Origin of the sequence: Streptomyces sp. NPDC026672, assembly GCF_040638185.1 — a bacterium.
Lineage (GTDB): Bacteria > Actinomycetota > Actinomycetes > Streptomycetales > Streptomycetaceae > Streptomyces.
Genome location: NZ_JBEZXS010000001.1, coordinates 70,801 through 92,227 on the forward strand (window position 1 = coordinate 70,801; position 21,427 = coordinate 92,227).

18 protein-coding genes are annotated in these 21,427 nt (G+C 73.3%); 5 read left to right on the top strand and 13 right to left on the bottom strand.

Annotated features, from left to right (window positions below):
• Window positions 1-2 precede the first annotated feature (2 nt).
• The 12 genes from moeZ to AB0F77_RS00365 all read right to left on the bottom strand — a co-directional run bounded on the left by moeZ (window position 3) and on the right by AB0F77_RS00365 (window position 15,148).
• Window positions 3-1,181, bottom strand: a complete 1,179-nt coding sequence (gene moeZ, locus AB0F77_RS00310; protein ID WP_361938855.1) for an adenylyltransferase/sulfurtransferase MoeZ — start codon at window positions 1,179-1,181, stop codon at window positions 3-5.
• Window positions 1,182-1,244: 63 nt separating this feature from the next.
• A complete protein-coding gene (locus AB0F77_RS00315) occupies window positions 1,245-2,012 on the bottom strand; it encodes a spherulation-specific family 4 protein (RefSeq protein WP_361938858.1) in 768 nt (255 codons plus the stop codon).
• Complete coding sequence (locus tag AB0F77_RS00320) at window positions 2,000-2,959, bottom strand: NAD-dependent epimerase/dehydratase family protein (RefSeq protein ID WP_361938861.1); 960 nt, start codon at window positions 2,957-2,959, stop codon at window positions 2,000-2,002. The genes AB0F77_RS00315 and AB0F77_RS00320 overlap by 13 nt, the downstream gene beginning before the upstream one ends.
• 184 nt (window positions 2,960-3,143) lie before the next feature.
• Entirely contained in the window at window positions 3,144-4,286 is a 1,143-nt protein-coding gene (locus AB0F77_RS00325; protein ID WP_361939634.1) for a hypothetical protein, read from the bottom strand.
• Between the two features lie 260 nt (window positions 4,287-4,546).
• Window positions 4,547-6,439, bottom strand: a complete 1,893-nt coding sequence (locus AB0F77_RS00330) for a DUF3492 domain-containing protein (protein WP_361938864.1) — start codon at window positions 6,437-6,439, stop codon at window positions 4,547-4,549.
• A gap of 116 nt (window positions 6,440-6,555) precedes the next feature.
• Window positions 6,556-8,166 (bottom strand): ABC transporter ATP-binding protein, encoded by a 1,611-nt coding sequence (locus AB0F77_RS00335; protein WP_361938868.1) that lies wholly within the window; start codon window positions 8,164-8,166, stop codon window positions 6,556-6,558.
• Window positions 8,163-9,161 carry an ABC transporter permease gene (locus AB0F77_RS00340; RefSeq protein WP_361938871.1) on the bottom strand — a complete coding sequence of 333 codons (999 nt, stop codon included), beginning with the start codon at window positions 9,159-9,161 and terminating at the stop codon, window positions 8,163-8,165. The genes AB0F77_RS00335 and AB0F77_RS00340 overlap by 4 nt, the downstream gene beginning before the upstream one ends.
• The gene (locus AB0F77_RS00345) at window positions 9,158-10,255 is read right to left on the bottom strand and encodes an ABC transporter permease (protein WP_361938874.1); all 1,098 of its coding nucleotides are present in this window, start codon (window positions 10,253-10,255) and stop codon (window positions 9,158-9,160) included. The genes AB0F77_RS00340 and AB0F77_RS00345 overlap by 4 nt, the downstream gene beginning before the upstream one ends.
• 91 nt (window positions 10,256-10,346) lie before the next feature.
• Window positions 10,347-12,065, bottom strand: coding sequence for an ABC transporter substrate-binding protein (locus tag AB0F77_RS00350; RefSeq protein WP_361938877.1), 1,719 nt, complete (start codon window positions 12,063-12,065; stop codon window positions 10,347-10,349).
• Window positions 12,066-12,258: 193 nt separating this feature from the next.
• Window positions 12,259-12,354, bottom strand: coding sequence for an Ms4533A family Cys-rich leader peptide (locus tag AB0F77_RS00355; protein WP_361938880.1), 96 nt, complete (start codon window positions 12,352-12,354; stop codon window positions 12,259-12,261).
• Window positions 12,355-12,410: 56 nt separating this feature from the next.
• Window positions 12,411-14,066, bottom strand: a complete 1,656-nt coding sequence (locus AB0F77_RS00360; protein WP_361938883.1) for a DUF3152 domain-containing protein — start codon at window positions 14,064-14,066, stop codon at window positions 12,411-12,413.
• Between the two features lie 8 nt (window positions 14,067-14,074).
• Complete coding sequence (locus tag AB0F77_RS00365) at window positions 14,075-15,148, bottom strand: alpha/beta hydrolase (RefSeq protein ID WP_361938887.1); 1,074 nt, start codon at window positions 15,146-15,148, stop codon at window positions 14,075-14,077.
• A gap of 197 nt (window positions 15,149-15,345) precedes the next feature.
• Here AB0F77_RS00365 and AB0F77_RS00370 point away from each other — a divergent pair, with 197 nt between their 5' ends.
• The 4 genes from AB0F77_RS00370 to AB0F77_RS00385 all read left to right on the top strand — a co-directional run bounded on the left by AB0F77_RS00370 (window position 15,346) and on the right by AB0F77_RS00385 (window position 17,222).
• A complete protein-coding gene (locus tag AB0F77_RS00370) occupies window positions 15,346-15,570 on the top strand; it encodes a hypothetical protein (protein WP_361938890.1) in 225 nt (74 codons plus the stop codon).
• A gap of 167 nt (window positions 15,571-15,737) precedes the next feature.
• On the top strand, window positions 15,738-16,382 hold the full coding sequence (locus AB0F77_RS00375; protein WP_361938893.1) for a TetR/AcrR family transcriptional regulator: 645 nt from the start codon (window positions 15,738-15,740) through the stop codon (window positions 16,380-16,382).
• A 144-nt stretch (window positions 16,383-16,526) separates the two neighbouring features.
• On the top strand, window positions 16,527-16,754 hold the full coding sequence (locus AB0F77_RS00380; protein ID WP_361938896.1) for a DUF3107 domain-containing protein: 228 nt from the start codon (window positions 16,527-16,529) through the stop codon (window positions 16,752-16,754).
• 201 nt (window positions 16,755-16,955) lie between these two features.
• Window positions 16,956-17,222: a hypothetical protein gene (locus AB0F77_RS00385; protein WP_361938899.1), complete on the top strand. Its 267-nt coding sequence runs from the start codon at window positions 16,956-16,958 to the stop codon at window positions 17,220-17,222.
• A gap of 116 nt (window positions 17,223-17,338) precedes the next feature.
• Here AB0F77_RS00385 and AB0F77_RS00390 read toward each other — a convergent pair whose 3' ends face one another.
• The gene (locus AB0F77_RS00390) at window positions 17,339-18,094 is read right to left on the bottom strand and encodes a ferritin-like fold-containing protein (protein WP_361938902.1); all 756 of its coding nucleotides are present in this window, start codon (window positions 18,092-18,094) and stop codon (window positions 17,339-17,341) included.
• 467 nt (window positions 18,095-18,561) lie between these two features.
• On the opposite strand from AB0F77_RS00390, the gene AB0F77_RS00395 reads away from it, so the two are divergent.
• Window positions 18,562-21,228, top strand: a complete 2,667-nt coding sequence (locus AB0F77_RS00395) for a DEAD/DEAH box helicase (protein ID WP_361939637.1) — start codon at window positions 18,562-18,564, stop codon at window positions 21,226-21,228.
• Window positions 21,229-21,427 lie beyond the last annotated feature (199 nt).

A 21,427-nucleotide genomic window follows, 5' to 3' on the forward strand; every position in this document is an offset into this window, starting at 1 on the left:
GTCTAGTAGACCGGCTTGCTCGGCTCGATCTGGTTGACCCAGCCGATGACGCCGCCGCCGACGTGCACGGCGTCGGAGAAGCCCGCGGACTTCAGGACGGCGAGGACCTCCGCACTGCGGACACCCGTCTTGCAATGCAGGACGATCTTCTTGTCCTGCGGCAGGATCTCCAGGGCGGTGCCCATCAGGAACTCGTTCTTCGGGATCAGCTTGGCGCCCGGGATGGAGACGATCTCGTACTCGTTCGGCTCGCGGACGTCGATGATCTCGATGTTCTCACCGTCGTCGATCCACTCCTTGAGCTGCTTGGGAGTGATCGTCGAGTCGGCGGCCGCCGCCTGGGCCTCCTCGGAGACGACGCCGCAGAAGGCCTCGTAGTCGATGAGCTCGGTGACGGTCGGGTTCTCGCCGCAGACCGCGCAGTCGGGGTCCTTGCGGACCTTGACCTGGCGGTACTGCATCTCCAGGGCGTCGTAGATCATCAGTCGGCCGACCAGCGGTTCGCCGGTGCCGGTGAGGACCTTGATCGCCTCGGTGACCTGGATGGAGCCGATGGACGCGCACAGCACGCCCAGGACGCCGCCCTCGGCGCAGGAGGGAACCATGCCGGGGGGCGGGGGCTCCGGGTAGAGGCAGCGGTAGCAGGGACCGTGCTCGGACCAGAAGACGGACGCCTGGCCGTCGAAGCGGTAGATCGAGCCCCATACATAGGGCTTGTTGAGCAGCACGCAGGCGTCGTTGACCAGGTAGCGGGTCGCGAAGTTGTCCGTGCCGTCGACGATCAGGTCGTACTGGCTGAAGATGTCCATCACGTTGTCGGCCTCGAGCCGCTCCTCGTGAAGGATCACGTTCACGTACGGGTTGATGCCCTTGACGCTGTCACGCGCGGACTCGGCCTTGGAGCGGCCGATGTCGGCCTGGCTGTGGATGATCTGGCGCTGGAGGTTCGACTCGTCGACCTCGTCGAACTCCACGATGCCGAGCGTGCCGACGCCCGCGGCGGCCAGGTACATCAGCGCCGGCGAGCCCAGGCCGCCGGCGCCCACGCAGAGCACCTTCGCGTTCTTCAGCCGCTTCTGCCCGTCCATCCCGACATCGGGGATGATCAGGTGGCGGGAGTACCTGCGGACCTCGTCTACGGTGAGCTCGGAAGCCGGCTCGACCAGGGGTGGCAGCGACACGGGGACTCCGTTGGTCGGTCGATCACTACAGATGTTCTACCGGTAACACTGCCATGGCCATCTTCATTCCGAGACACCCGTTCCGACTCGCGAGACGATGTCGTCCCAGTAGCCGGGCATGGTCTCCCAGGGGTCGCTCCGGCCACCCCGGCCGCCCCGGTCGGTGCGGTCGGTGCGGTCGGTGAACCAGATGGTGGCGGCGCCCTGCCAGCGCGCGATGCGCAGCGCCTCGTCGAGATGGCGACGGGGCACGCCGTGCACGAAGTGGCAGAAGCGGTCCGGCGGATGGTCGGCGGTCCAGTCGGCGGCCTGCGACCAGCGGTACTCGGACCAGGGGCCGGAGAAGGTCACGATCTGGTCGGCGTTCTCGGCGTAGCCGGCGTGGGGATGGCGGCCGTGGCCGAGCACGATGTGGACGCCGTCACGCAGGCCGCGCAGCCCGGTGATGGCGCGGCGTATCTCCGGGAGGTCGCCGCGCTCGGTGGGGCAGCGGTCCAGCAGGAAGCCGTCGACGCGGTACCAGTCGACGTAGCGCTGCGCGTCGGCCAGCAGGTCGCGCACGGGCCGGGCGCCGTAGGTGGTGTCGAGGTGGCCGAGGACGCGGATGCCCGCGTTGCTCAGCCGGCCCGCCGCCTCCAGGCAGTGCGGGTCGGGCCGGATGCCGGGGCCGTCGGCGACGTTGAGGACGACCCAGTGCAGGGGGGTGCCGGGGCGGGTGAGTCCGGCCCATTCGTCGGGGGCGACGAGGGGGTGGGCGTAGCCGGGGATGCCGAACGCGGTGCCGTGTCCGGTGCTCGTGCTGCCCGGTCGGGTGCTGGTCAGATGCGGCATGCCGCCTCCATCCAGATGTCGGCGAGGGATTCCTCCAGGTTGATCCGGGGCCGCCAGCCGAGCCGGTCGCGGGCGGTGCGCACATCGGCCTGCTGCCAGCTGCCGCAGCCGTCCGGGTACGGGAACGCGACCGGGGCGCCGTGGTCGGAGTCGCCGCGGGGATGGCCGAGGGGCACCCGCAACGGGCCGGGAGGGCCGTCGAGTTCGTGCAGGGCGCCGCCGTATCCGGCGACCCGGGCGAGGACGACGGCGGCGTCGCGCAGGCGGACGGCGCGGCCGGAACCGATGTTGATGACGCCCTGTGCGGCGGAGAGGGAGGCCGCGTGCACGGCGCGGGCGACGTCGCGGACGTCGACGAAGTCCCGCTGGGCGCCCAGGCCGCCGAGCTTGAGTTCGCCGTCGCCGGACTGCATGGCGCGGCGCATGGCCTCGGCGAGCCGGCCGAGCGGGGAGCCGGCGGGGGTGCCGGGTCCGGCGGGCGAGAACACTCGCAGGACGACGGCGTCCAGTCCGGAGCCGAGGACCAGTTCGGTGGCGGCGAGCTTGCTGACGCCGTACGGACCGCCGGGGCGGGGCACGGCGTCCTCGGCCGTGGAGGAGCCGGGCTGGCTCGGGCCGTACTCGGCGCCGCAGCCGATCTGCACGAGCCGGGCGCCGCAGCCGCTGCGGCGCAGGGCCTCGCAGACGGTGGCGACGGCGACGGTGTTGTGCCGGGTGAGTTCGCGGGCCCCACCGCGGGTGGCGCCCGCGCAGTTGACGACGACGCCGGGGTGGACCGCGTCGAGGAAGCGGGTGAGCGCGCCGGGGCTGCCGCTGGCGAGGTCGAAGCGGACGTCGGCGTCGTCGCCGCGGCCGAGTGCGGTGAGCTGGACGGCCGGGTCGGCGAGCAGGCGGTCGGCGACGAAGCGGCCGAGGTACCCGTTGGCTCCGATCAGCAGGACCCTCATCGGGCGGCTCCCGGGGTGTGCGCACCGGTCGCTCCGGTGGCTCCGGATGCTCCGGGACGGGAGGTGGTCATCTGGTCTTCTCCTTCAGAAGGGTGATGCGGTTGCCTCCGGCGGTGGCGCCGGCGCCTGCGGCGGGGGGTGGGCTGGTGGGGCGGGCGTGCCGTGCGCGGCGGCGGGGCGGGTCTTATGTCCGTCCGGCCGCGGGCGCGTGGGCGGAGGCCCGGGTCAGGGTGCGGGTCGCGTGGTACAGCAGCGTCAGGGCCGCCGCAGCGCAGGCGAGCGCGGGGACGCTTCCGGCGCCCCAGGCGTCCACGAGGACCTGGACCGGGACGGCCAGGGAGGAGCACCCCGGGAGGCGGCCGATGAGGACCAGGGCGGGTGCCAGGACCTCGGCGCCGGCGGCCGTGGCGAGCGCGACGGAGGCCGGGCGGGGCAGGTGGTGGACGGTCAGCAGGCGGGCGAGCAGGAGGAGGGCGCCCAGGGCGAGGGTGGCGGGGTGGGCGGCGGGTTCGTCGAGGACGGCGGCGGTCGCGGCGGTGAGGGCCGCGAGGGCGCCGAGGTACAGGGCGAACGTGCCGAGCAGCACGGGGCGCACGGCGGCGGAGAACTCCTCCAGGCCGCGGCTGGAGCCGAGCCTGCGGTGGGCGTGTGTGAGGAAGAGGTGGGCGCACCAGGCCGCCGGGACGCAGCCGAGGGCGAGGGCCAGGACGGGTGCGGTGGCCAGGGGCCAGGGGCCGTCGGGGCTGCCGTCGGGCAGGTCGTCGGGGCCGCCGGTCAGGACGGCCCGGAGCAGGCCGTCGCCGAGCAGGGCGTAGGTGATCAGGCACCAGGTCCACGCGTGGGTGGGCGTGGTGGGGCGCCGTCCCCGCGGGCCGGCGGTCGGGGCGAGGGGGCCGCGGCGCAGGAGTGCGCGCACGGCGAGGCTCACGACGAGGACGCCGGCGGCTGCCACGGCGAGGCGGGTGCGGCCGTGGGTGAGGTGCAGGCCGGTCACGGCGGCGGCGCACAGCACACCGGGGAGGAGGGCGAGCAGGGCCCAGTCGGCGCGGGCGCGGGGCGCGGTGGCCGGTTCGGCGTGGGGGTGCGGGTCGTTGTCGCGGGGGGCGCGGGCGTACATCTCCTCGGCGAGGGAGAAGACGTCGCGGTGCCGGAAGCGGGTGGCGGTGCGGTCGGTGACCCCGTGCGCCTCAAGTCCGGCGGCGATCTCCAGCGCGTCCACGGCCCGTTCGCACAGGTCGCGGTGGCGGTGCATCAGTGCCTTGACGGGGTCGGCGGCGCCTCGTCGGCCGGCGCTCCCGCGACCCCGTCCCGCGCGGGCCGCCGCCATGTCGCTGCCGGGGGCGGCGGGGACGCCGGGATCGACGTGCGGCACGGTGGTCCCGGTCGCGGCGGTCCCGGTCGCGGCGTCCGGCTCGCCGAACGCCCCCGGCTCACCGGGCTCGCCCCGTTCCCCCGACGCCCCCGGCTCACCGGGCTCGCCCCGTTCCCCCGACTCCCCCGGCTCCCCCGGCAGCCACTCCTCCGAGCGTTCGTCCCAGGCGTCGGCGCCGACCGGGACTCCGGCGTGGTCGAGTCTGCCCGGGCCGGTCATCGGGCTCCCTCCGTGGACGCCGTGGAGGTCTCGGCCGCCGTGGACGTCACGGACGTGGCCCGTACCGGTGTGTCGGAGGTCCGGCCGGGGCCGCCGCGGGCGACGACGCGGGTCGTGGAGCCGGTCCAGCGGCCGGGGATGTGGGCCTCGGCGGGCGCGGCGAACGGCAGGGGCTCACCGGTGTCGTCGAGGACGACGCGGCGGACCGGGGAGTGCGCGACGATCTCCAGGTAAATGCCGTGAAATGCCGTGACGTTCTGCTCGACGGTGAACAGTTCGAGTGCTCGGGCGCGTGCGGCGGCGCCCAGTCGCTCGCGGCGCTCCGGGTCGCGCATCAGCGCCACGCAGGACTCGGCGAGCGCCCGGGGATTGCGCGGCGGCACGACGAGCCCCGTGCCGCCGATGACCTCCACCACCGCGCCGACGTCCGTGGACACGGTCGCCCGGGCGCAGAGCATGGCCTCGACGAGGCTGATCGGGAAGCCCTCGACGACGCTCGACAGGACGACGAGGGCGCCCGAGGCGTAGGCGTCGGCGACGGTCGGCGCCTCGGGGCCCCCGATCTCCTCGAAGGAGACGGGGTTGTCGCCGACGGCGTGGACGCCCTCGGCCTCGTCCGGGAAGAGCTGTGCCGCGAGCGCCCGGCAGTGGCCGAGGTAGGCGTGCCCCTCGGGGCCCACGGGGGCGCCGAGGATACGCAGCCGGGTCCTGGGCTCCGCCCTGCGGATCTCGGCGAAGGCGTGCAGCAGCGACATGAGGTCCTTGGCCGGCTCGACCCGGCCGACCCATACGAGGGTGTCCGGGTCGCCCCGGTCGGCGGACTCGCCGACCTCGGCGAAGCGGGCGGCCTCCATGCCCGGGTGGACGGTGCGGATCTTGTCGCGGTCGGCGCCGCAGCGCTCCTGCCAGCGGCGGGCGTGGGCGTTGCCGGGGGTGACCACGGCGGCCCGCCGGTAGATCTCGCCGGCGAGCAGCCGGTGGAAGGCGGCGAGCGGGGCCCGGACCGACGGGGTGTCGGCTCCGGCACTCCCGCCCCCGCCCCCGCCCCCACCCCCACCGACACCAGCGGCACCGGCACCGGCGCCCGCCCCACCCCCGGCACCCACCCCGGACGCGAGGTAGTGCGAGCGCAGTTGCACGCCGTACTCGGTCACCAGCAGGGGCACACCGCAGAAGTGACGGGCGAGCAGTCCGGGCAGGGCCGCGGGACCGCCGGCCGTCGCGTGGCACAGGTCGGCGGCGCCGAGGGCGTCGTCCTCGTACCAGTCGAGGGAGAGGGGGCGCAGGGCGCGTTCGAGGCGCGCGGCGACGGTGAGGAGTTCGGGCACACGTGCCTCGCGCGCGGGCCGTGGGGCCCCGGGGGCGCGGCAGGCGTGTTCCAGGGCGCGCACGGCGGTCTCGGAGCGGAGGGCTCCGCCGAGTCCGCCTTCGTCGCGGGCGAGGTCGGCGAGGCCGTACAGCCCATTGGCGAAACGGTCCGCCTGGTCGTCGGGCCCGGCGCAGAGGGCCTCGGCGAGTTCCCGGTAGCAGGCGGCGAAGCGCCGGCGCGCGCGGCGTCCGTATGCCGCGCCGTCGTCCTCCGCGGTCCAGAGGGGAGCCGTCCGCACTCGGCCGACCTGCGGCGGGAGGGGGACCAGGCCCTCGCTCTCCTGGCGCGGGCTGCGGCTGAGCGCGTAGATGTCGAACTCGTGCTGCCCGAGCCCGCGTACGAGCCGGTCGCACCAGAGTCCGGTGTCACCGCTCACATACGGATAGCCACCCTCCGTAAGCAGTCCGATGCGCACGTGTGCACCCCCGATCTCCCGTATGGGGAGCCGCCGTTGTCCCGGCGGCTCGCAGCGGGACGAAGGTATGCGGACAAGGGGGTGGCGCGACGGACGGTTGTCCATCGCGCCACCGGAAGGGGTGAACGGTCGTAACTTTCCCGCACGGTTGACGTTCCGTCGCGCTAGGAGATCGCACGTTCACGGATGGTCATGTCCCGCGCGGGACGGGCGGCATGCTCCTACGCCGCCGACAGCTCCCGCCGCGCGGCCCGCCGCAGGGCGGCGACCCCCGGGTCGAGGGCGGGCACGGCGGCCAGCAGTTCCTTGGTGTAGGGGTCCTGCGGGGAGTCGTACACCGTGTCGGCGGGGCCCTCCTCGACGATCCGGCCCTTGCGCATCACCGCGACCCGGTCGCTGACCTGGCGGACCACGGCGAGGTCGTGCGCGACGAAGACCAGCGCCAGCCCGAGTTCCTTCTGCAACTCGCCGAGCAGCGCGACGACCTGGGCCTGTGTGGTGACGTCCAGGGCGGAGACGGGCTCGTCGCACACGATGACGCGCGGGTCGGCGGCGAGCGCCCGCGCGATGCCCACGCGCTGGCGCTGTCCGCCGCTGAACTCGTGCGGATAGCGGTCGTAGTGCGCGCCGTCGAGGCCCACGCGCTCCAGCAGTTCCCGCACGCGTCGCCCGATCCGCTCCTCGTCCCGCCCGTGCTCGCCGGGGGCGGCGCCCCGCGCGCGCAGCGGGTCGGCGATGGACTCGCCCACGCTGCGGCGGGGGTTGAGGGAGGAGACGGGGTCCTGGAAGACCATCTGGACGGACGGGTCCACACCGGTGTGCGGCCGTCCGTCGTAGCGGATCGTGCCCGCCGTCGGCTCCAGCAGGCCGACCAGCATGCGGCCCAGGGTGGTCTTGCCGCTGCCGCTCTCGCCCACGACGCCCAGGGTCTCGCCCCGGCGGACGGTCAGCGAGACGTCGTCCACGGCAGCGAACGCCCGTTTCCCGCGGCCGAACTCGCGCCGCAGCCCGGTCGCCTCCAGGACGACCTCGTCGGTCGCCCGGGAGTCGGCGCGCGGGGCGTCCACGCGCGGGACGGCGGCGAGGAGTTCACGGGTGTACGCCGAGGCGGGCGCGGTGAGGACCGTGCCGACCCCGCCGTGCTCGACGGTGCGGCCGTGCCGCATGACCAGGACCTCGTCGACGCTCTCGGCGGCGACACCCACGTCGTGGGTGACGAGCAGCAGACCGGTGCCGGTCTCCTCGCGCAGTCCGTGCAGCAGGTCGAGGATCTGGGCCTGCACGGTCACGTCGAGGGCGGTGGTCGGCTCGTCGGCGATGAGCAGGTCGGGTTCGCAGGCGAGCGCCATGGCGATCAGGGCGCGCTGGCGCATGCCGCCGCTGAACTCGTGCGGCCGGGAGCGGGAGCGCCGCGCGGCGTCCGGGATGCCGACCCGGTCGAGGACCTCGACGGCCCGCGCGCGGGCGGCCCGGCGCGAGACTCGCGTGTGCACCCGGTGGACCTCGGCGATCTGATCGCCGATCGCGTAGTACGGGTCGAGCGCGGACAGCGGGTCCTGGAAGACCATGGCGGCCTTGGCCCCGCGCAGCCGCCGCAGCTCCTCGTCGGAGGCGGCCTGGACGTCGATGCCGGCGACCAGGACCGAGCCGGTGACCCGGGCGCCGGTGCCGCGGTGCAGCCCGAGCAGCGCGGAGGCGACCGTGGACTTGCCGGAGCCGGACTCGCCGACCAGGGCGAGCGCGGCGCCCCGCTCCAGCCGGAACGACAGCGCGTCCACGGCCCGCAGGGACCCGAACTCGACGGTCAGGTCCGTGACTTCCACCAGGCTCATACGAGTACCACCCGTCGGTCGGCCACCGCGTACAGCACGTCCGCGACGGCGTTGGCGATGACCACGAAGAAGCCGATGACCAGGACCATGCCGACGACCACCGGGAGGTCGACGACGGTCACGGCGTGGACCAGTTCCTGGCCGATGCCGGGCAGTCCGAAGAGGGTCTCGGTGAGGACGGCGCCGCCGACCGCCGCGCCGAAGTCGTTGGCGTTGAGGGCGATCACGGGGGCGAGCGCGCCGCGCAGGGCGTGCCGACCGACGATGGACCGCTCGCCGACGCCGTAGGCGCGGAAGGTGCGGATGTGGTCCTCGGCGAGGGTCTCCAGCATCGACGCCCGGGTCATCCGGGCGAAGTAGGCCGCTTCGGCGAGCGCGAGGCTGAGCCAGGGCAGCAGCAGGTTCCAGGCCCACTGCTCGGGGTCGTCGGAGAAGGCGACGTACTGCGGGAAGGGCAGCAGTTCGAGCTGGCCGCAGACCACGATCATCAGGACGAGGCCGACGACGAAGACGGGCGTGGCGATGCCCGCGAGGGTGATGCCGGTCAGCGCGCGCTCGGTGAAGCGGCCGCGCCGCCAGGCGGAGAGCACGCCGGTGCCGACGCCGAGCAGGAGCCACAGCACCATGGCGCCGAACACCAGCGAGAGGCTGACGGGCAGCTTGGTCAGGATGATCTGCGTGACCTGCTGGTCGCTCTGGTAGGACAGGCCCAGGCAGGGCGCGGAGCAGTGCGCGACGGAGGTGCCGGTCGAGTAGTCCTGGCCGACGACGATGCCCTCCAGGAAGTGCCAGTAGCGCAGGTACAGCGGGTCGTCGAGGCGCAGTTGCTGGGCGACCTGGTGCACCTGTTCCGGCGAGCAGCGCGGACCGCAGGTGATCTGGGCGACGTTGCCGGGGGTGGCGTAGAAGACGACGTAGATGATCATCGAGATGGCGAACAGGGTGATGAGGGCGCCGAGGACCCGGCGCAGCGCGAAACCGCCGAAGCCGCTCATACGGCGCCCTCCTTGCGGACCGCGATGTCGGTCCCGGTGTCGACCCCGGTGCCAGTGCCAGTGCCAGTGCCGGTGCCAGTGCCAGTGCCGGTGCCGGTCGCGCCGGCCCTGGCCTCGCGCCTGCGGCCCGTGCCGACGCGCAGCCGGGAGGCGGCGCGCGGGTCGAGGGCGGTGCGCACCCCGTCGCCGAGCACGGTGAGGGCGAGCACGGTCACGAAGAGGGCGCCCGCGGGCAGCAGCAGGTACTGCGGCGCCGCCGAGTACCAGATGTTGGCCGCGGTGAGCATCTCGCCCCAGGACGGGGTCGGGGGCTTGACGCCGACCCCGAGGAAGGACAGGGCGGCCTCGATGGTGATGTTGCCGGGGATAAGGAGCGCGGCGTAGGTGATGACGGGCGCGGCCAGGCCGGGCAGGAGTTCGCGGCGGGCGATCCGCCAGGCGCCCCAGCCGCTGAGCCGGGCGGCGGCGACGTAGTCGAGTTCCTTGAGGGTGAGGGTCTGGGCGCGGGCGATCTTGGCGATGGTGCCCCAGGCGACCAGGCCGATGACCAGCGAGACGAGCACGGGCCGCGGGAAGCCGCTGGGCACGATCGCCAGCAGCGCCAGCGCCATGATCATCAGCGGCATGGCGACGATGATGTCGGTGGCGCGGCTGAGCACCTGGTCGAGCCAGCGGTTGCCGAGCCCGGCCGCGACGCCGACGACGACACCGATGACGACCTGGACGAGGGTCGCGGCGAGGGCGACGCCCAGGGAGACGCGCGCCCCGTAGACGAGCCGGGCGAACAGGTCGCGTCCGGTCTGCGGTTCCACGCCGAGCCAGTGGTCTGCGCCGAGGCCCCCGAAGGAGCCGATCGGCACGCCGCCGCGCGCGGAGTCGACGAGGGCGGGGTGGTAGGTGGTCGGGTCCTGGCCCTCAAGGGCGGTGAGCAGCGGCGCGGCGAGCGCGACCAGGACGAGCAGCGCGACGACTCCCGCCGCGACGAGGGCGGCGGGCTGCGCGCGCAGCCGCCGCCAGAACTGACGGGCGCCGGAGGCCGCCGGGACGGAGGTGTCCGTCCCGGCGGCCGGGGCGACGGGCACGGCCTCGCTCATGACGCACGGACCGCCGTGGCCGCGTGCCCGGCCGTCGTGCGGGGGCGCCGGATGATCACGGTCGACTGCCTGGTCGTGGGGATCGTCACGGCTACTTGACCGCGACCTGCGAGATGTCGAGCACACCGGTCCAGTCGCTGATCACGATGTTCTTGACGTCCTTGCCGTACAGGCGCTTGTAGACGGGGTGGAACAGCGGCACGGTCAGGGCCTGCTCGCCGATCTTCTTGTCCAGGGCGCCCCAGCGCGCGGCGGCGGCGTCGAGGTCGGTCAGCTTGTTGATCGCGTCGATCTCGTTGTTGACGGACGCGTCGTTCAGCTGGCCGTTGTTGAAGTTGGACCCGTCCTTGACGATCTGGCGGCCGTCGAAGATCGGGGCGAGGAACGGGCCGCCGGAGGGCCAGTCGGCGCCCCAGCCGGAGAGGAAGAAGCCGGGCTCGGCCTTCACGTCGTGGATCTTGTCCCGGTAGTCGTTGTTCTCCAGGCCCTGGAGCTTGACCGTGATGCCGGCCTTCTTGAGCGCGTCCTGGATGGCGGTCGCGATCTCCGGGCTGGTCGCGAAGTCCTTGGCGTTGGAGTGGGTCAGCGTCACGGTCAGGCCGTTCTTGTACCCGGCCTCGGCCAGCAGTTCCTTGGCCTTGGCGGCGTTGCCGGACGCGCCCGCCGGGAAGAGGTCGTACGGCGTGTAGCCGAAGGACTTCTGGTTCGGCAGGAAGGTGGTGGCGGGCTCGGCGAGGGCGGAGCCGCCGGCCGCGTTGACGACGGACGAGCGGTCGACGGCGTACGAGATCGCCTGCCGCACCTTGGGGTTGTCGAACGGCTTCACCTTCGGGTTGAAGGAGATGTAGTTCGTGTAGCCGAAGTGGCCGGTGCCCACGCGCGCGGCCAGCGCCTTGTCGCCGGTCACCTTGGCGAGTTCGGCCGGGCCGAGGTTGGTGTCGGTGGTGACCGCGGCGGCGTCCGCGCCCTGGGAGGCGGAGAGCCGCTGGTTGATCACGGAGGAGTCGAGGCCGGAGCGTACGTCGACGGTGTCCGGGTACGCCTTGCGCTCGTCGTCCGTCGCCGCGGACCAGTTGGGGTTGCGCTCCAGGACGAGGTGCTCGCCGTCGTTCTCGTTGTTGACGACCTTGTACGGGCCGGACGAGACCGGGTGCTCCTCGTACTCGGTGCCCGTGTCCTTGGCCTTCGGGACGGGCGTGAACTGGGTCTGCGTGGCGAGGAAGGGGAACTCGCCCTCGGGCTTGTTCAGGTGGAAGACGATGGTGCGCTCGTCCGGCGTCTCGATCGCCGCGAGGCCCTTCTTGTCCTTGTACGGCCCCTGGTAGTCGGCCGCGCCGGCCAGCCAGTCCCGCAGGTAGGGGGCGCCGCCGGAGAGCTCGGGGGCGAAGGAGCGCTCGATGCCGTACTTGATGTCGGCCGAGGTGATCGGCGTGCCGTCCTCGTACTTGAGGCCCTGCTTCAGGGTGTACGTCCAGACGGTCGCGTCCTTGTTGGGGCGCCCGGTGTCGGTGGCCAGGTCGGGGACGACCTTGGAGCCCTCCGCGCCGTTCTCGCGGTTGCGCGTGGTGAGCGTGCGGAAGACGAGGGAGGGGACGTTGCCGCCGCCGGAGGTGTAGAGACGGGCGGGGTCGAAGTCCGTCTGGGGCTGGGAGTTCAGGACCGTGAGGGTGCCGCCCTTGTGGGGTGCGGAGTCGCCGGTGGAGCCCTTGGCATCGTTGTCCTTCGGGCCGCAGGCGGCGGCGCCCGCTGCCACGAACAGGCCCACGGATGCCGCTGCCACACGGCGCGCTATGACGGACGATTGACGCATGGGTTGAACGACCTCTCGAGGTTGCTCTCGGATCCGGCGTCTCGCAGGCTTCTCGCATGGCGAGACGGAGGGACGAGGAGTGAGACGAATATGAACAGACGTCTGCCTCGGCGGTGGGTCACCCGGAAAGCCGTGGCGGAGCCACGGCGGAGGTGGGGAAGGAAGGGTGCGACGCGCACGCCGGAGGCGGGCGTCAGCGACAGTGGATGTCAGCCACGCAGAGCGCGGTCACGCCGATGAGCGCCAGCTCGATGGCGGCGCTGTGCGTGACGGAAGGACTGGACCACATGGAAAGAAATATGAACGCACATTCCGCCTGATGTCAAAGCGCCCCGGGCCCGGTTGTCAACTCTTCGGATAGGGCCAGGGGTTGGGCAGGCAGTGGATTCCGTCGTGGTCGAGGAACTTGGTCTGCTGCTGCATGACCGGGGCCAGGGCTCCGTCCTTGTCACAGGTGACGTGGTTGTGCCCGAGGCGGTGTCCGACCTCGTGGTTGATCAGCATCTGTCGGTAGGAGTGAATCTCGTCACCATAGGTCGTGGACCCCTGCGCCCATCGGTAGGCGTTGATCATCACGCGCTCGGTGGAGGCCGAATCGCAGGAGACGTTGTCCTCGGTGGTGTCGAGGCCGGACTTGGCGCACCAGTCGGCGGTGGTGCCGGGGCTGGCCAGCGTGATGACGAAGTCGGGCTCACCGGACGAGACGCGCTCGAAGGTGAGGGCGCCGCCGTGGGCCCAGCTGCGGGGGTCGTTCAGCGTCTTCTGCACGGTCTGGGCGAAGAGTTCGCCGTCGAGGCCGAGCCCACGCTCGACGTCCACGCGGTAGGTGTACTTGCGCCCCTTGCCGGGCGCCTTGTCGAAACCGGGGACCGCGTCGAACCTGCCCGAGCCCTTGAGGTCGGCGGCCAGGGGGTACTTGCGGTCCATCTTCTGCTCGTAGGTCAGCGGGACCGCGGCGGGCGCCGAGGGGGGCGTGCGGCCGTCGCCGCGGGAGGCGTAGCCGTGGGTGTCACGGGCCTGGTCGGCCGCGGTGGACCGCGCCTGCGTGTCGGAGTCGTCGTGGTCGCGGGCGACCTGTCCGGCGACGATCACCGCGAGCACGGTGGTGACGGCGGCGGCCGCGATCCCGGTGAAGGCACGGCTCTTGCCCTTGGCCTCGGCGGGCGGGTCGGTGGGCGGCGCGTCGTCGCCGACACCGACGTGCACGGTGCCGGCACCGGCGCCGGGCATGGGGCTGTACGACTCGACACGCTGTCTGCCGATTCCCGGCCGGGGGGCGAGGACGTCGAGATCGCGTGCGGTCTCGTCGAAGGCGTCGAGGTACTCCTGCCGGGGCGTCGGGGCGACCCCGTGCCGCGACCGGGGCGCGTCCGCGCGGGAGCTCCCGCCGGCACCGCCCCACTCCCCCCAGCCGCCCCCGGCTTCCCGCTGCTCGGGATGCGCCCCGCGCGCTCGGTCCCCGATTCCCGTGCGGGGGATGCCATGAGGGGGCGTACCGAACAGAGGCACCCCACGCGCGGGCGTGCCGTCGGAGAAACGAGCGCCCCCACCCGGCGCCGCTCCGCCCCCGAGCGTCGGGACACCACGCGCGGGCGTGCCGTCGGGGAAGCGGCGGGCCCCCGCGGGCGGCGTGGCGTCGGCCGATCGCGGTATCCCGCGGCCGGGCGTGTCGTCCGGCGTCCGGGGCACTCCCCGCGCGGGGGTCCCGTCGGGGAACCCGAACCCGCCCCGCCCCGGTGTCCCGCCCTCGACCCTCGGCACGCCGTGCGCGGGCGTGCCGTCGGGGAGGGGGGTGCGTTGGCCCGGGAGGAAGGGGGAACGGCCGGGGGCGGGGCCCGTCGTGTCACCGCTCAGGCCCTCGCGCGGCAGGGGTTCACGGCGTGGGAGGGCGCCGCGCCCGCGCGTGGCGCCGCCGGGGGCGTCCGTCCCCGCGTCCCGTCCCGACGTTATGCCCGCGGCCTCGCCCTTGGGGGCGGGGCCGCGGCGGCTGTGGCGTCCCACGTCGCCCCTCAGCTCCCTGCGGCCGTATCCGCATCCGCACTCGTGCCTCCGGAGGCGGCCGACCCCTCTCGGGTCACGGCACCGCCACCGCTCGCACCAGCATCCCCCGTATCCCGCGAATACTCCAACTCCCCGGTGTCCGCGAGGAGTTCCCGGAAGGCGTCGGCGACCGTCCCCGGGTACTCCATCATCGCGACGTGCCCGGCGTTCGGCAGGGACAGCAGCCGGGAGTCACGGAAGGACCGCGCGGCCCTGCCGGCCATGCGGTAGCCGACGAGCTGGTCCCGGCCGCCGTAGATCAGCAGCGTCGGGGCGAGCACCCGCTCGGCCTGCCGCCACAGCCCGTGCTGCCCGCCCAGCGTGTACGCGTTCACCAGTCCGCGCGCGGAACGCGCCATCGCGTCCCAGAAGTACGGCAGGCGCAGACGCCGTTCCAGCTCCTCCACCGCGTGCCCGAACGCCTCGGGCGTGACCCGTCCCGGATCGCCGTAGCACAGCGCCATCACCCCGCGGACCCGCTGCTCGGCCGTCCAGTCCCGGCTGAAGCGGGTGAACAGCGAGACCACCCCCGGCACCCCCAGCAGCGCCGTGGGCAGGGCGGTGCGTTGCACGCGCAGCTCCGGCAGGGCGGGCGAAATGAGCGTGAGCGTGCGCACGAGGTCGGGCCTGACGGCGGACACCCGCGTGGCGACCGCGCCGCCCAGCGAGTTCCCGAAGAGGTGGACGGGGCCGCGCCCGGCCGCGTCCAGATGGCGGATCACCGCGCGCGCGTGCCCGGTGAGGGAGTAGTCGCCGTCGTCCGGGGGCGGGGAGTCGCCGAAGCCCGGCAGGTCGACCGCCTCGCCGTCGACGTCGCCCTCCAGCTCCCGCATCAGTGTCGACCAGTTCTGTGAGGAGCCGCCGAGCCCGTGCACGTACAGCGCGGGCGGCAGTCCCTCGCGCGCGGGTGGGCGCGAGCGGATCGACAGCGTGACCCCGGGCAGCCCCACCGACCGCAACCGCTCGCCCTCCGCGACCCTGACGGGCGCCACCCTCGGCAGAACACTGACGGCCGACACGAACGGCAACTCGGTCGAAGACATGCGGCAATGTTACGAGACGATCACGCCCCGCTCCTTGTGTTCGCCGTCACAGATTGCCGTCCCCGGTCCGGGCGAGCCGCGAGGAGAAGGCGGCCCGATGTCATAGCGTCCGGTTCGGGTGTCTCCTACGCTCGTACAGAGGGCACCCGTATTGGCCCCTGCTTCTTCCGGGGACGTCCGCAGGAAGGGAGCCCGCCATGGCCTACGACCCCACCGATCCCGACACCTTCCAGGAGCCCGGGGCGCAGGACGCCGCGGAAATCGGCGTGGAAGCGCCCGAGGGCGACACCGCCGAGCAGTTGGCGGACCTCTCGCAGGACCGCGACGACCCGCTGACCGGCGTCGATCCGGACCGCGCGAACGAGGCCGACCTCCTCGAACAGGCCCGTGTCGTCTCCCTCGACGAGGACGACTACCGCTGAACTCCGCGCGCGGGACGGGGGTGAGCTGCCCCGTTCCGGAAGTTCTGTGCGGCTTTCGCCACCGTCCGCCACGTGAAATTCTGCGCTCGCACCGCGCACACCACGGTTACCGAAAAGTACGATGGCCGCGCGGCGCACACCGCACGTGGACGATTTTGGGAGGCGGCGTGACAGCCATCGAGCAGACAGAGGCGGCACGCCCGCGGGGCACGCGCCTGCCGCGCCGAGCCCGACGGAACCAGCTGCTGGGCGCCGCCCAGGAGGTCTTCGTGGCGCAGGGCTACCACGCGGCGGCGATGGACGACATCGCCGAGCGCGCGGGCGTCAGCAAGCCCGTGCTCTACCAGCACTTCCCGGGTAAGCTCGACCTCTACCTCGCGCTGCTGGACCAGCACTGCGAGTCGCTGATCGGGGCGGTCCGCAGCGCGCTGGAGTCGACGACGGACAACAAGCAGCGCGTCCGGGCCACCATGGACGCCTACTTCGCGTACGTCGAGGACGACGGCGGCGCCTTCCGCCTGGTCTTCGAATCGGACCTGACCAACGAGCCGGCGGTGCGCGAGCGCGTCGACAAGGTCACCACCGAGTGCGCGGAGGCCATCTGCGACGTCATCGCCGAGGACACGGGCCTGTCCCGCGCCGAGTCGATGCTGCTCGCGTCCGGTCTCGGCGGGCTCGCCCAGGTCGTCGCGCGCTCCTGGCTGCACAGTGACCGCAGCGTGCCGCGCGACCAGGCGGTGCAGTTGCTGGCGTCGCTGGCGTGGCGGGGCATCGCCGGATTCCCGATGCTGGGCATCGAACAGGCGCACTGAGACGGCGCCCTCCGGGATTGTTCCCCTCCGCTGTTCGCTCCTGGCGTTCTCGGCCGGAGCGTGTTCGTCCCCTCACCGGGCTAATGTGTGCTGGGTACGGCGCGGAAGGTCGCGCACTTCACTGACCGTCGGAGGGACATAGCCGTGGAGGTCAAGATCGGCGTGCAGCACGCGCCCCGCGAGATCGTTCTGGAGAGCGGTCAGAGCGCGGAGGACGTCGAGCGCGTGGTGGCCGAGGCGCTCGCCGGTAAGACGCAGCTGCTGAGCCTTGAGGACGAGCGCGGCCGCAAGATCCTGGTCCCCGCGGACCGGCTGGCGTACGTGGAGCTCGGCGAGCCGACCGTCCGCAAGGTGGGCTTCAGCGCGCTCTAGTCCGTACGGCGGATGTCGTACGCGCCCGACGCGCACACCGGAAGGGCCCCGAGGCCGTGAGCCACGGGGCCCTTCCGCGTGTTCGGGCGGTTCACAACAGGGACATAAGTCGTCCACAGGGGAGGATTGGATTCCGCAGGTCACGGGTAAGACGCGCTACGACCGCGAAGCGCAGCCCGGCCGTGTGGGAGGGACCCCGTCATGATCCTCGAAGCTCTCGGCTCCGCGCTGGTCGGTCTGCTGCTGGCCTGGGCGGCGGTGCACCGGCTGGCGCACCGGCTGCCCACCCGTGTCCTGGTGTTCGGCACGGGCGTGGCCGGAGCCCTCTTCGGGGACTTCGTCACCCGCAGCGCGCTGGGCCCCGGCTCGGCCGCGATCAACCTCCTGGGCGCGGCGGTCGTCTCCGCCGCCTCCCTGTCCCTGCTGCTCCGCCCGACGGGCCGCCTGCGCCGATCAGCCACGGCCTGACACGCGCCCACCGCGTCCCGCAAGGGTCACCGCACCTCGGGTCCCGGGGGCGACGGGGGCCCGACGGGACGCCCCGCAGGCCCCGTGGGCCCCGTAGAGGGCAGAGAGGTGAGAGGTCAGGCCGCGAGGCCCAGGGCCGCCATCCGCTTCGTGTGGGCCTCGGTGATGCGGGAGAACATGCGGCCGACCTCGGCGAGGTCGAAGCCGTCCGCGACCCCGCCGACGAGCATCGTGGACAGCGCGTCCCGGTCGGCGACGACCCGCTGGGACTGCGACAGGGCCTCGCCCATCAGACGCCGCGCCCACAGGGCGAGCCGGCCACCCACCCGCGGCTCGGCGTCGATCGCCGCGCGCACCTTCTCGACGGCGAAGCCCGCGTGGCCGGTGTCGTCGAGCACGGCCAGCACCAGCTCGCGCGTGTCGGAGTCGAGGTGGGCGGCGACCTCCCGGTAGAAGTCGCTGGCGATCGAGTCGCCCACGTACGCCTTGACCAGGCCCTCCAGCCAGTCCGACGGCGCCGTCTGCTTGTGGAAGCCGTCCAGGGCCGCGACGAACGGCTCCATCGCCAGGGTCGGCTCCTCACCGATCTCGGTGAGACGGTCGCGCAGCCGTTCGAAGTGGTGGAACTCGGCCGAGGCCATCTTGGCCAGCTCCGCCTTGTCGGCCAGCGTGGGCGCCAGCTTGGCGTCCTCCGCGAGCCGCTCGAACGCCGCCAGTTCGCCGTACGCGAGCGCGCCGAGCAGGTCGACCACCGCGGCGCGGTACTGCGGGTCGGCCGCGGCCGTGGCCCAGTCCCGGGCGGCGACCCCGGTACGCCGGGGGGAGTCGGCGGAGGCTTGGTCAGGCTTGTCAGAGCTCGTCATGGAGCGCACAATAGTCGGCTCTTAGCCCCTCTGAAGCCCCTGGTCAACCACTGTGACGACGACTACGTGACCAAATCGGCCATCGCGTGTGCGCGAATCCGGGGTATGGTGGTAATGAGCCTGCTGAGTACGTAGACGTGTCTCGACAGGCCGCACGTATGAGGATGCCCGGTCGGTGGCCCGATCGGCTCCGACCCGACAGCCCTCACGGCCGTACGGCACTCGCGTACGACAACCGGGGGGACCCTCAGCGGTTCGAGCGCTAGAGCGTCGGCAGTGGTCCCGTGTCTTACGGCTCGCCCGTAGGGCCGCCGACGTCCCCGGCACGGTTCGACACGACCCCCGCGCTCGCCTCGCACCGCGTACACAGAAGAGGCAGCACCCTGACTACGACGTTTCGAGAACTCGGAATCCTTCCCGAGACCGCCGAGGCCCTGGAGGCCGTCGGCATCGTCAATCCCTTCCCCATCCAGGAGATGACCCTCCCCGTCGCCCTCTCCGGCACGGACGTCATCGGCCAGGCCAAGACCGGCACCGGCAAGACGCTCGGCTTCGGCCTCCCGCTCCTGGAGCGCGTCACCGTCCCCGCCGACGTCGAGGCCGGGCGCGCGGTTCCCGAGGCACTGACCGACGCGCCGCAGGCGCTTGTCGTCGTCCCCACGCGCGAGCTGTGCACCCAGGTCACCAACGACCTCCAGACCGCGGGCAAGGTGCGCAACGTGCGCGTCACCGCGATCTACGGCGGCCGGGCCTACGAGCCCCAGGTCGAGGCCCTGAGGAAGGGCGTCGACGTGGTCGTCGGCACCCCGGGCCGGCTGCTCGACCTCGCCGGCCAGAAGAAGCTCGACCTGCGGTACGTGAAGTGCCTGGTGCTCGACGAGGCCGACGAGATGCTCGACCTGGGCTTCCTGCCCGACGTCGAGAAGATCATCAACATGCTCCCGGCCAAGCGCCAGACGATGCTGTTCTCGGCCACGATGCCGGGCGCGGTCATCGGCCTCGCCCGCCGCTACATGTCCCGGCCCACGCACATCCGTGCCACGGCGCCGGACGACGAGGGCGCGACGGTCGCGAACATCAAGCAGTTCGTGTACCGCGGGCACTCCATGGACAAGCCGGAGATGATCGCGCGCATCCTCCAGGCCGACGGCCGCGCGCTCGCGATGATCTTCTGCCGGACCAAGCGCACGGCCGCGGACATCGCGGAGCAGCTGGAGCGCCGCGGGTTCGCCTCCGGCGCGGTCCACGGCGACCTCGGCCAGGGCGCGCGCGAGCAGGCGCTGCGCGCGTTCCGCAACGGCAAGGTGGACGTGCTGGTGTGCACCGACGTCGCCGCGCGCGGCATCGACGTCGAGGGCGTGACCCACGTCATCAACTACCAGTCCCCCGAGGACGAGAAGACGTATCTGCACCGCATCGGCCGTACGGGCCGCGCGGGCGCGTCGGGTACGGCGATCACGTTCGTCGACTGGGACGACATCCCGCGCTGGCAGCTGATCAACAAGGCGCTGGAGCTGGACTTCAACGACCCGGTGGAGACGTACTCCACCTCCCCGCACCTGTTCTCGGACCTCGGCATCCCCGCGGGCACCAAGGGCGTCCTGCCGCGCTCGGAGCGCACGCGCGCCGGGCTGGACGCGGAGGTGCTGGAGGACCTGGGCGAGACCGGTGGCCGCGGGGCCCGCGGTCGTGGTGGCCGGGGCGGTCGCGGCGGCGAGGCACGGCCCGCCGAGCGTGAGCGCGAGAGCGCGCGGGCGGAGCGTACGCCGAGGCGTCGTCGCCGTACGCGCGGCGGGACACCGCTGGGCTCCGAGCCGGCCGCGACGGGGGCGCCCGCCGCGGAGCCGGTGACCGAGGAGACCCCGGCGACCCGTACTCCGCGTCGTCGCCGTCGCACCCGCGGCGGAGCGTCGGCCGAGGCACTGCCGACGGCGACCGGAACGACGGTGGAGCCCACGGAGGCGACGGTGGCCACGCCGGACGCCCCCGAGGGCTCCCGCCGCCGCCGGACGCGCCGCGCGGTGGAGCAGCCGGTGACCGCGGTCGAGACCGCGCAGCCGGTCACGCCCGTCGAGGCCACGGTGACGCCGGTGGAGCCCGCCGCGACGCCGGAGATCCTCGAAAGCGCGGAGGCGACGGCTGCTCCGGCGGCCAGGACCCGCCGCCGCACCCGGCGTTCGGCGGAGCAGCCGGTCACTCCGGTCGAGGCCGAGGCCACGGCCGTGGAGATCACGGAGCCGGCGGAGACGCCGGTTGCCGCGCCGCGTCGCCGCACCCGCCGTCCGGTGGAGGAGGCGGTCGCCCCGGTCGCGACCGAGACCGCGGTGACCGCGGTGGAGGAGGCGGTGGTCGCGGAGGCCCCGGTCGCCGCGCCGCGCCGCCGTACACGTAAGGCTGCCGCCGCCGCGGAGAGCGCGGTCGACACGGCCGAGGCCGTGGAGGCCAAGCCGCGGCGCACCCGGAAGACGGCGGCCACCGCCGACGTCGACGACGCCGCCCCCAAGGTCCGGCGCACCCGCAAGGCCGCCGCCGCGGCCGAGGCCGCGGTGGACACCGCCGAAGCCGCCGAGGCCGTCGAGGCCAAGCCGCGCCGTACGCGCAAGACCGCCGCCGCCGTCGAGACCACGGAGGTGGCGGAGACCGCGGAGACGGTGACCAAGCCGAAGCGCACCCGCAAGGCGGCCGTGGCCGCCGTGGAGCCCGCTAACGTCGTGGACACCGCCGAGGCCGTCGTGGAGGCCAAGCCGCGCCGGACCCGCAAGGCGACCGCCGCGGTGGAGACCGCCGAGGGCGTCGAGCCGGCCAAGCCGCGGCGTACGCGCAAGACCGCCGCTGCCGCCGAGGCCGCGGTGGACACCGCCGAAGCCGTGGACGCCGTGGAGGCCAAGCCCCGGCGCACCCGGAAGACGGCGGCCACCGCCGACGTCGACGACGCCGCCCCCAAGGTCCGGCGCACCCGGAAGGCCGTCGCCGAAACGGCCGAGATCCCGGCGCAGGCCAGCGAGGAGCCGGAGGTCAAGCCGAAGCGTCGCACCACGCGCAAGGCGACCACCTCCGTCGAGGTCACCGAGGCCGCCGGGACGACGCCCGAGCCGCGTCGCGCCCGCAAGGCCGTGGCAGCCGTGGAGGCCCCGGAGGTCTGATCCCCACCGGCAACACCCGCCCGGCCCGGCCCACTTCACCGTGGGACCGGGCCGTCGGCGTTTCCGACCCCACCCCACCACCCTCAGCCCACCCGCCAAGGCCCACGCCGCCGCCACACCCGCAACACCTGCGTCATCGGCGTCTCCACCGGTACACCCGCCGAAGCGCCCGCCAGGACACCCTGTCGTCCCCGCCCCG

What these genes read in the sequence shown, in the direction of transcription:
- AB0F77_RS00315 (WP_361938858.1), bottom strand. Translation starts at nt 2,012, where the DNA reads ATGCCGCATCTGACCAGCACCCGACCGGGCAGCACGAGCACCGGACAC.
- AB0F77_RS00365 (WP_361938887.1), bottom strand. Translation starts at nt 15,148, where the DNA reads ATGTCTTCGACCGAGTTGCCGTTCGTGTCGGCCGTCAGTGTTCTGCCG.
- AB0F77_RS00330 (WP_361938864.1), bottom strand. Translation starts at nt 6,439, where the DNA reads ATGGACAACCGTCCGTCGCGCCACCCCCTTGTCCGCATACCTTCGTCC.
- AB0F77_RS00325 (WP_361939634.1), bottom strand. Translation starts at nt 4,286, where the DNA reads ATGGCGGCGGCCCGCGCGGGACGGGGTCGCGGGAGCGCCGGCCGACGA.
- AB0F77_RS00370 (WP_361938890.1), top strand. Translation starts at nt 15,346, where the DNA reads ATGGCCTACGACCCCACCGATCCCGACACCTTCCAGGAGCCCGGGGCG.
- AB0F77_RS00395 (WP_361939637.1), top strand. Translation starts at nt 18,562, where the DNA reads ATGACCCTCCCCGTCGCCCTCTCCGGCACGGACGTCATCGGCCAGGCC.
- AB0F77_RS00340 (WP_361938871.1), bottom strand. Translation starts at nt 9,161, where the DNA reads ATGAGCGGCTTCGGCGGTTTCGCGCTGCGCCGGGTCCTCGGCGCCCTC.
- AB0F77_RS00345 (WP_361938874.1), bottom strand. Translation starts at nt 10,255, where the DNA reads ATGAGCGAGGCCGTGCCCGTCGCCCCGGCCGCCGGGACGGACACCTCC.
- AB0F77_RS00385 (WP_361938899.1), top strand. Translation starts at nt 16,956, where the DNA reads ATGATCCTCGAAGCTCTCGGCTCCGCGCTGGTCGGTCTGCTGCTGGCC.
- AB0F77_RS00320 (WP_361938861.1), bottom strand. Translation starts at nt 2,959, where the DNA reads ATGAGGGTCCTGCTGATCGGAGCCAACGGGTACCTCGGCCGCTTCGTC.
- AB0F77_RS00355 (WP_361938880.1), bottom strand. Translation starts at nt 12,354, where the DNA reads ATGTGGTCCAGTCCTTCCGTCACGCACAGCGCCGCCATCGAGCTGGCG.
- AB0F77_RS00335 (WP_361938868.1), bottom strand. Translation starts at nt 8,166, where the DNA reads ATGAGCCTGGTGGAAGTCACGGACCTGACCGTCGAGTTCGGGTCCCTG.
- AB0F77_RS00350 (WP_361938877.1), bottom strand. Translation starts at nt 12,065, where the DNA reads ATGCGTCAATCGTCCGTCATAGCGCGCCGTGTGGCAGCGGCATCCGTG.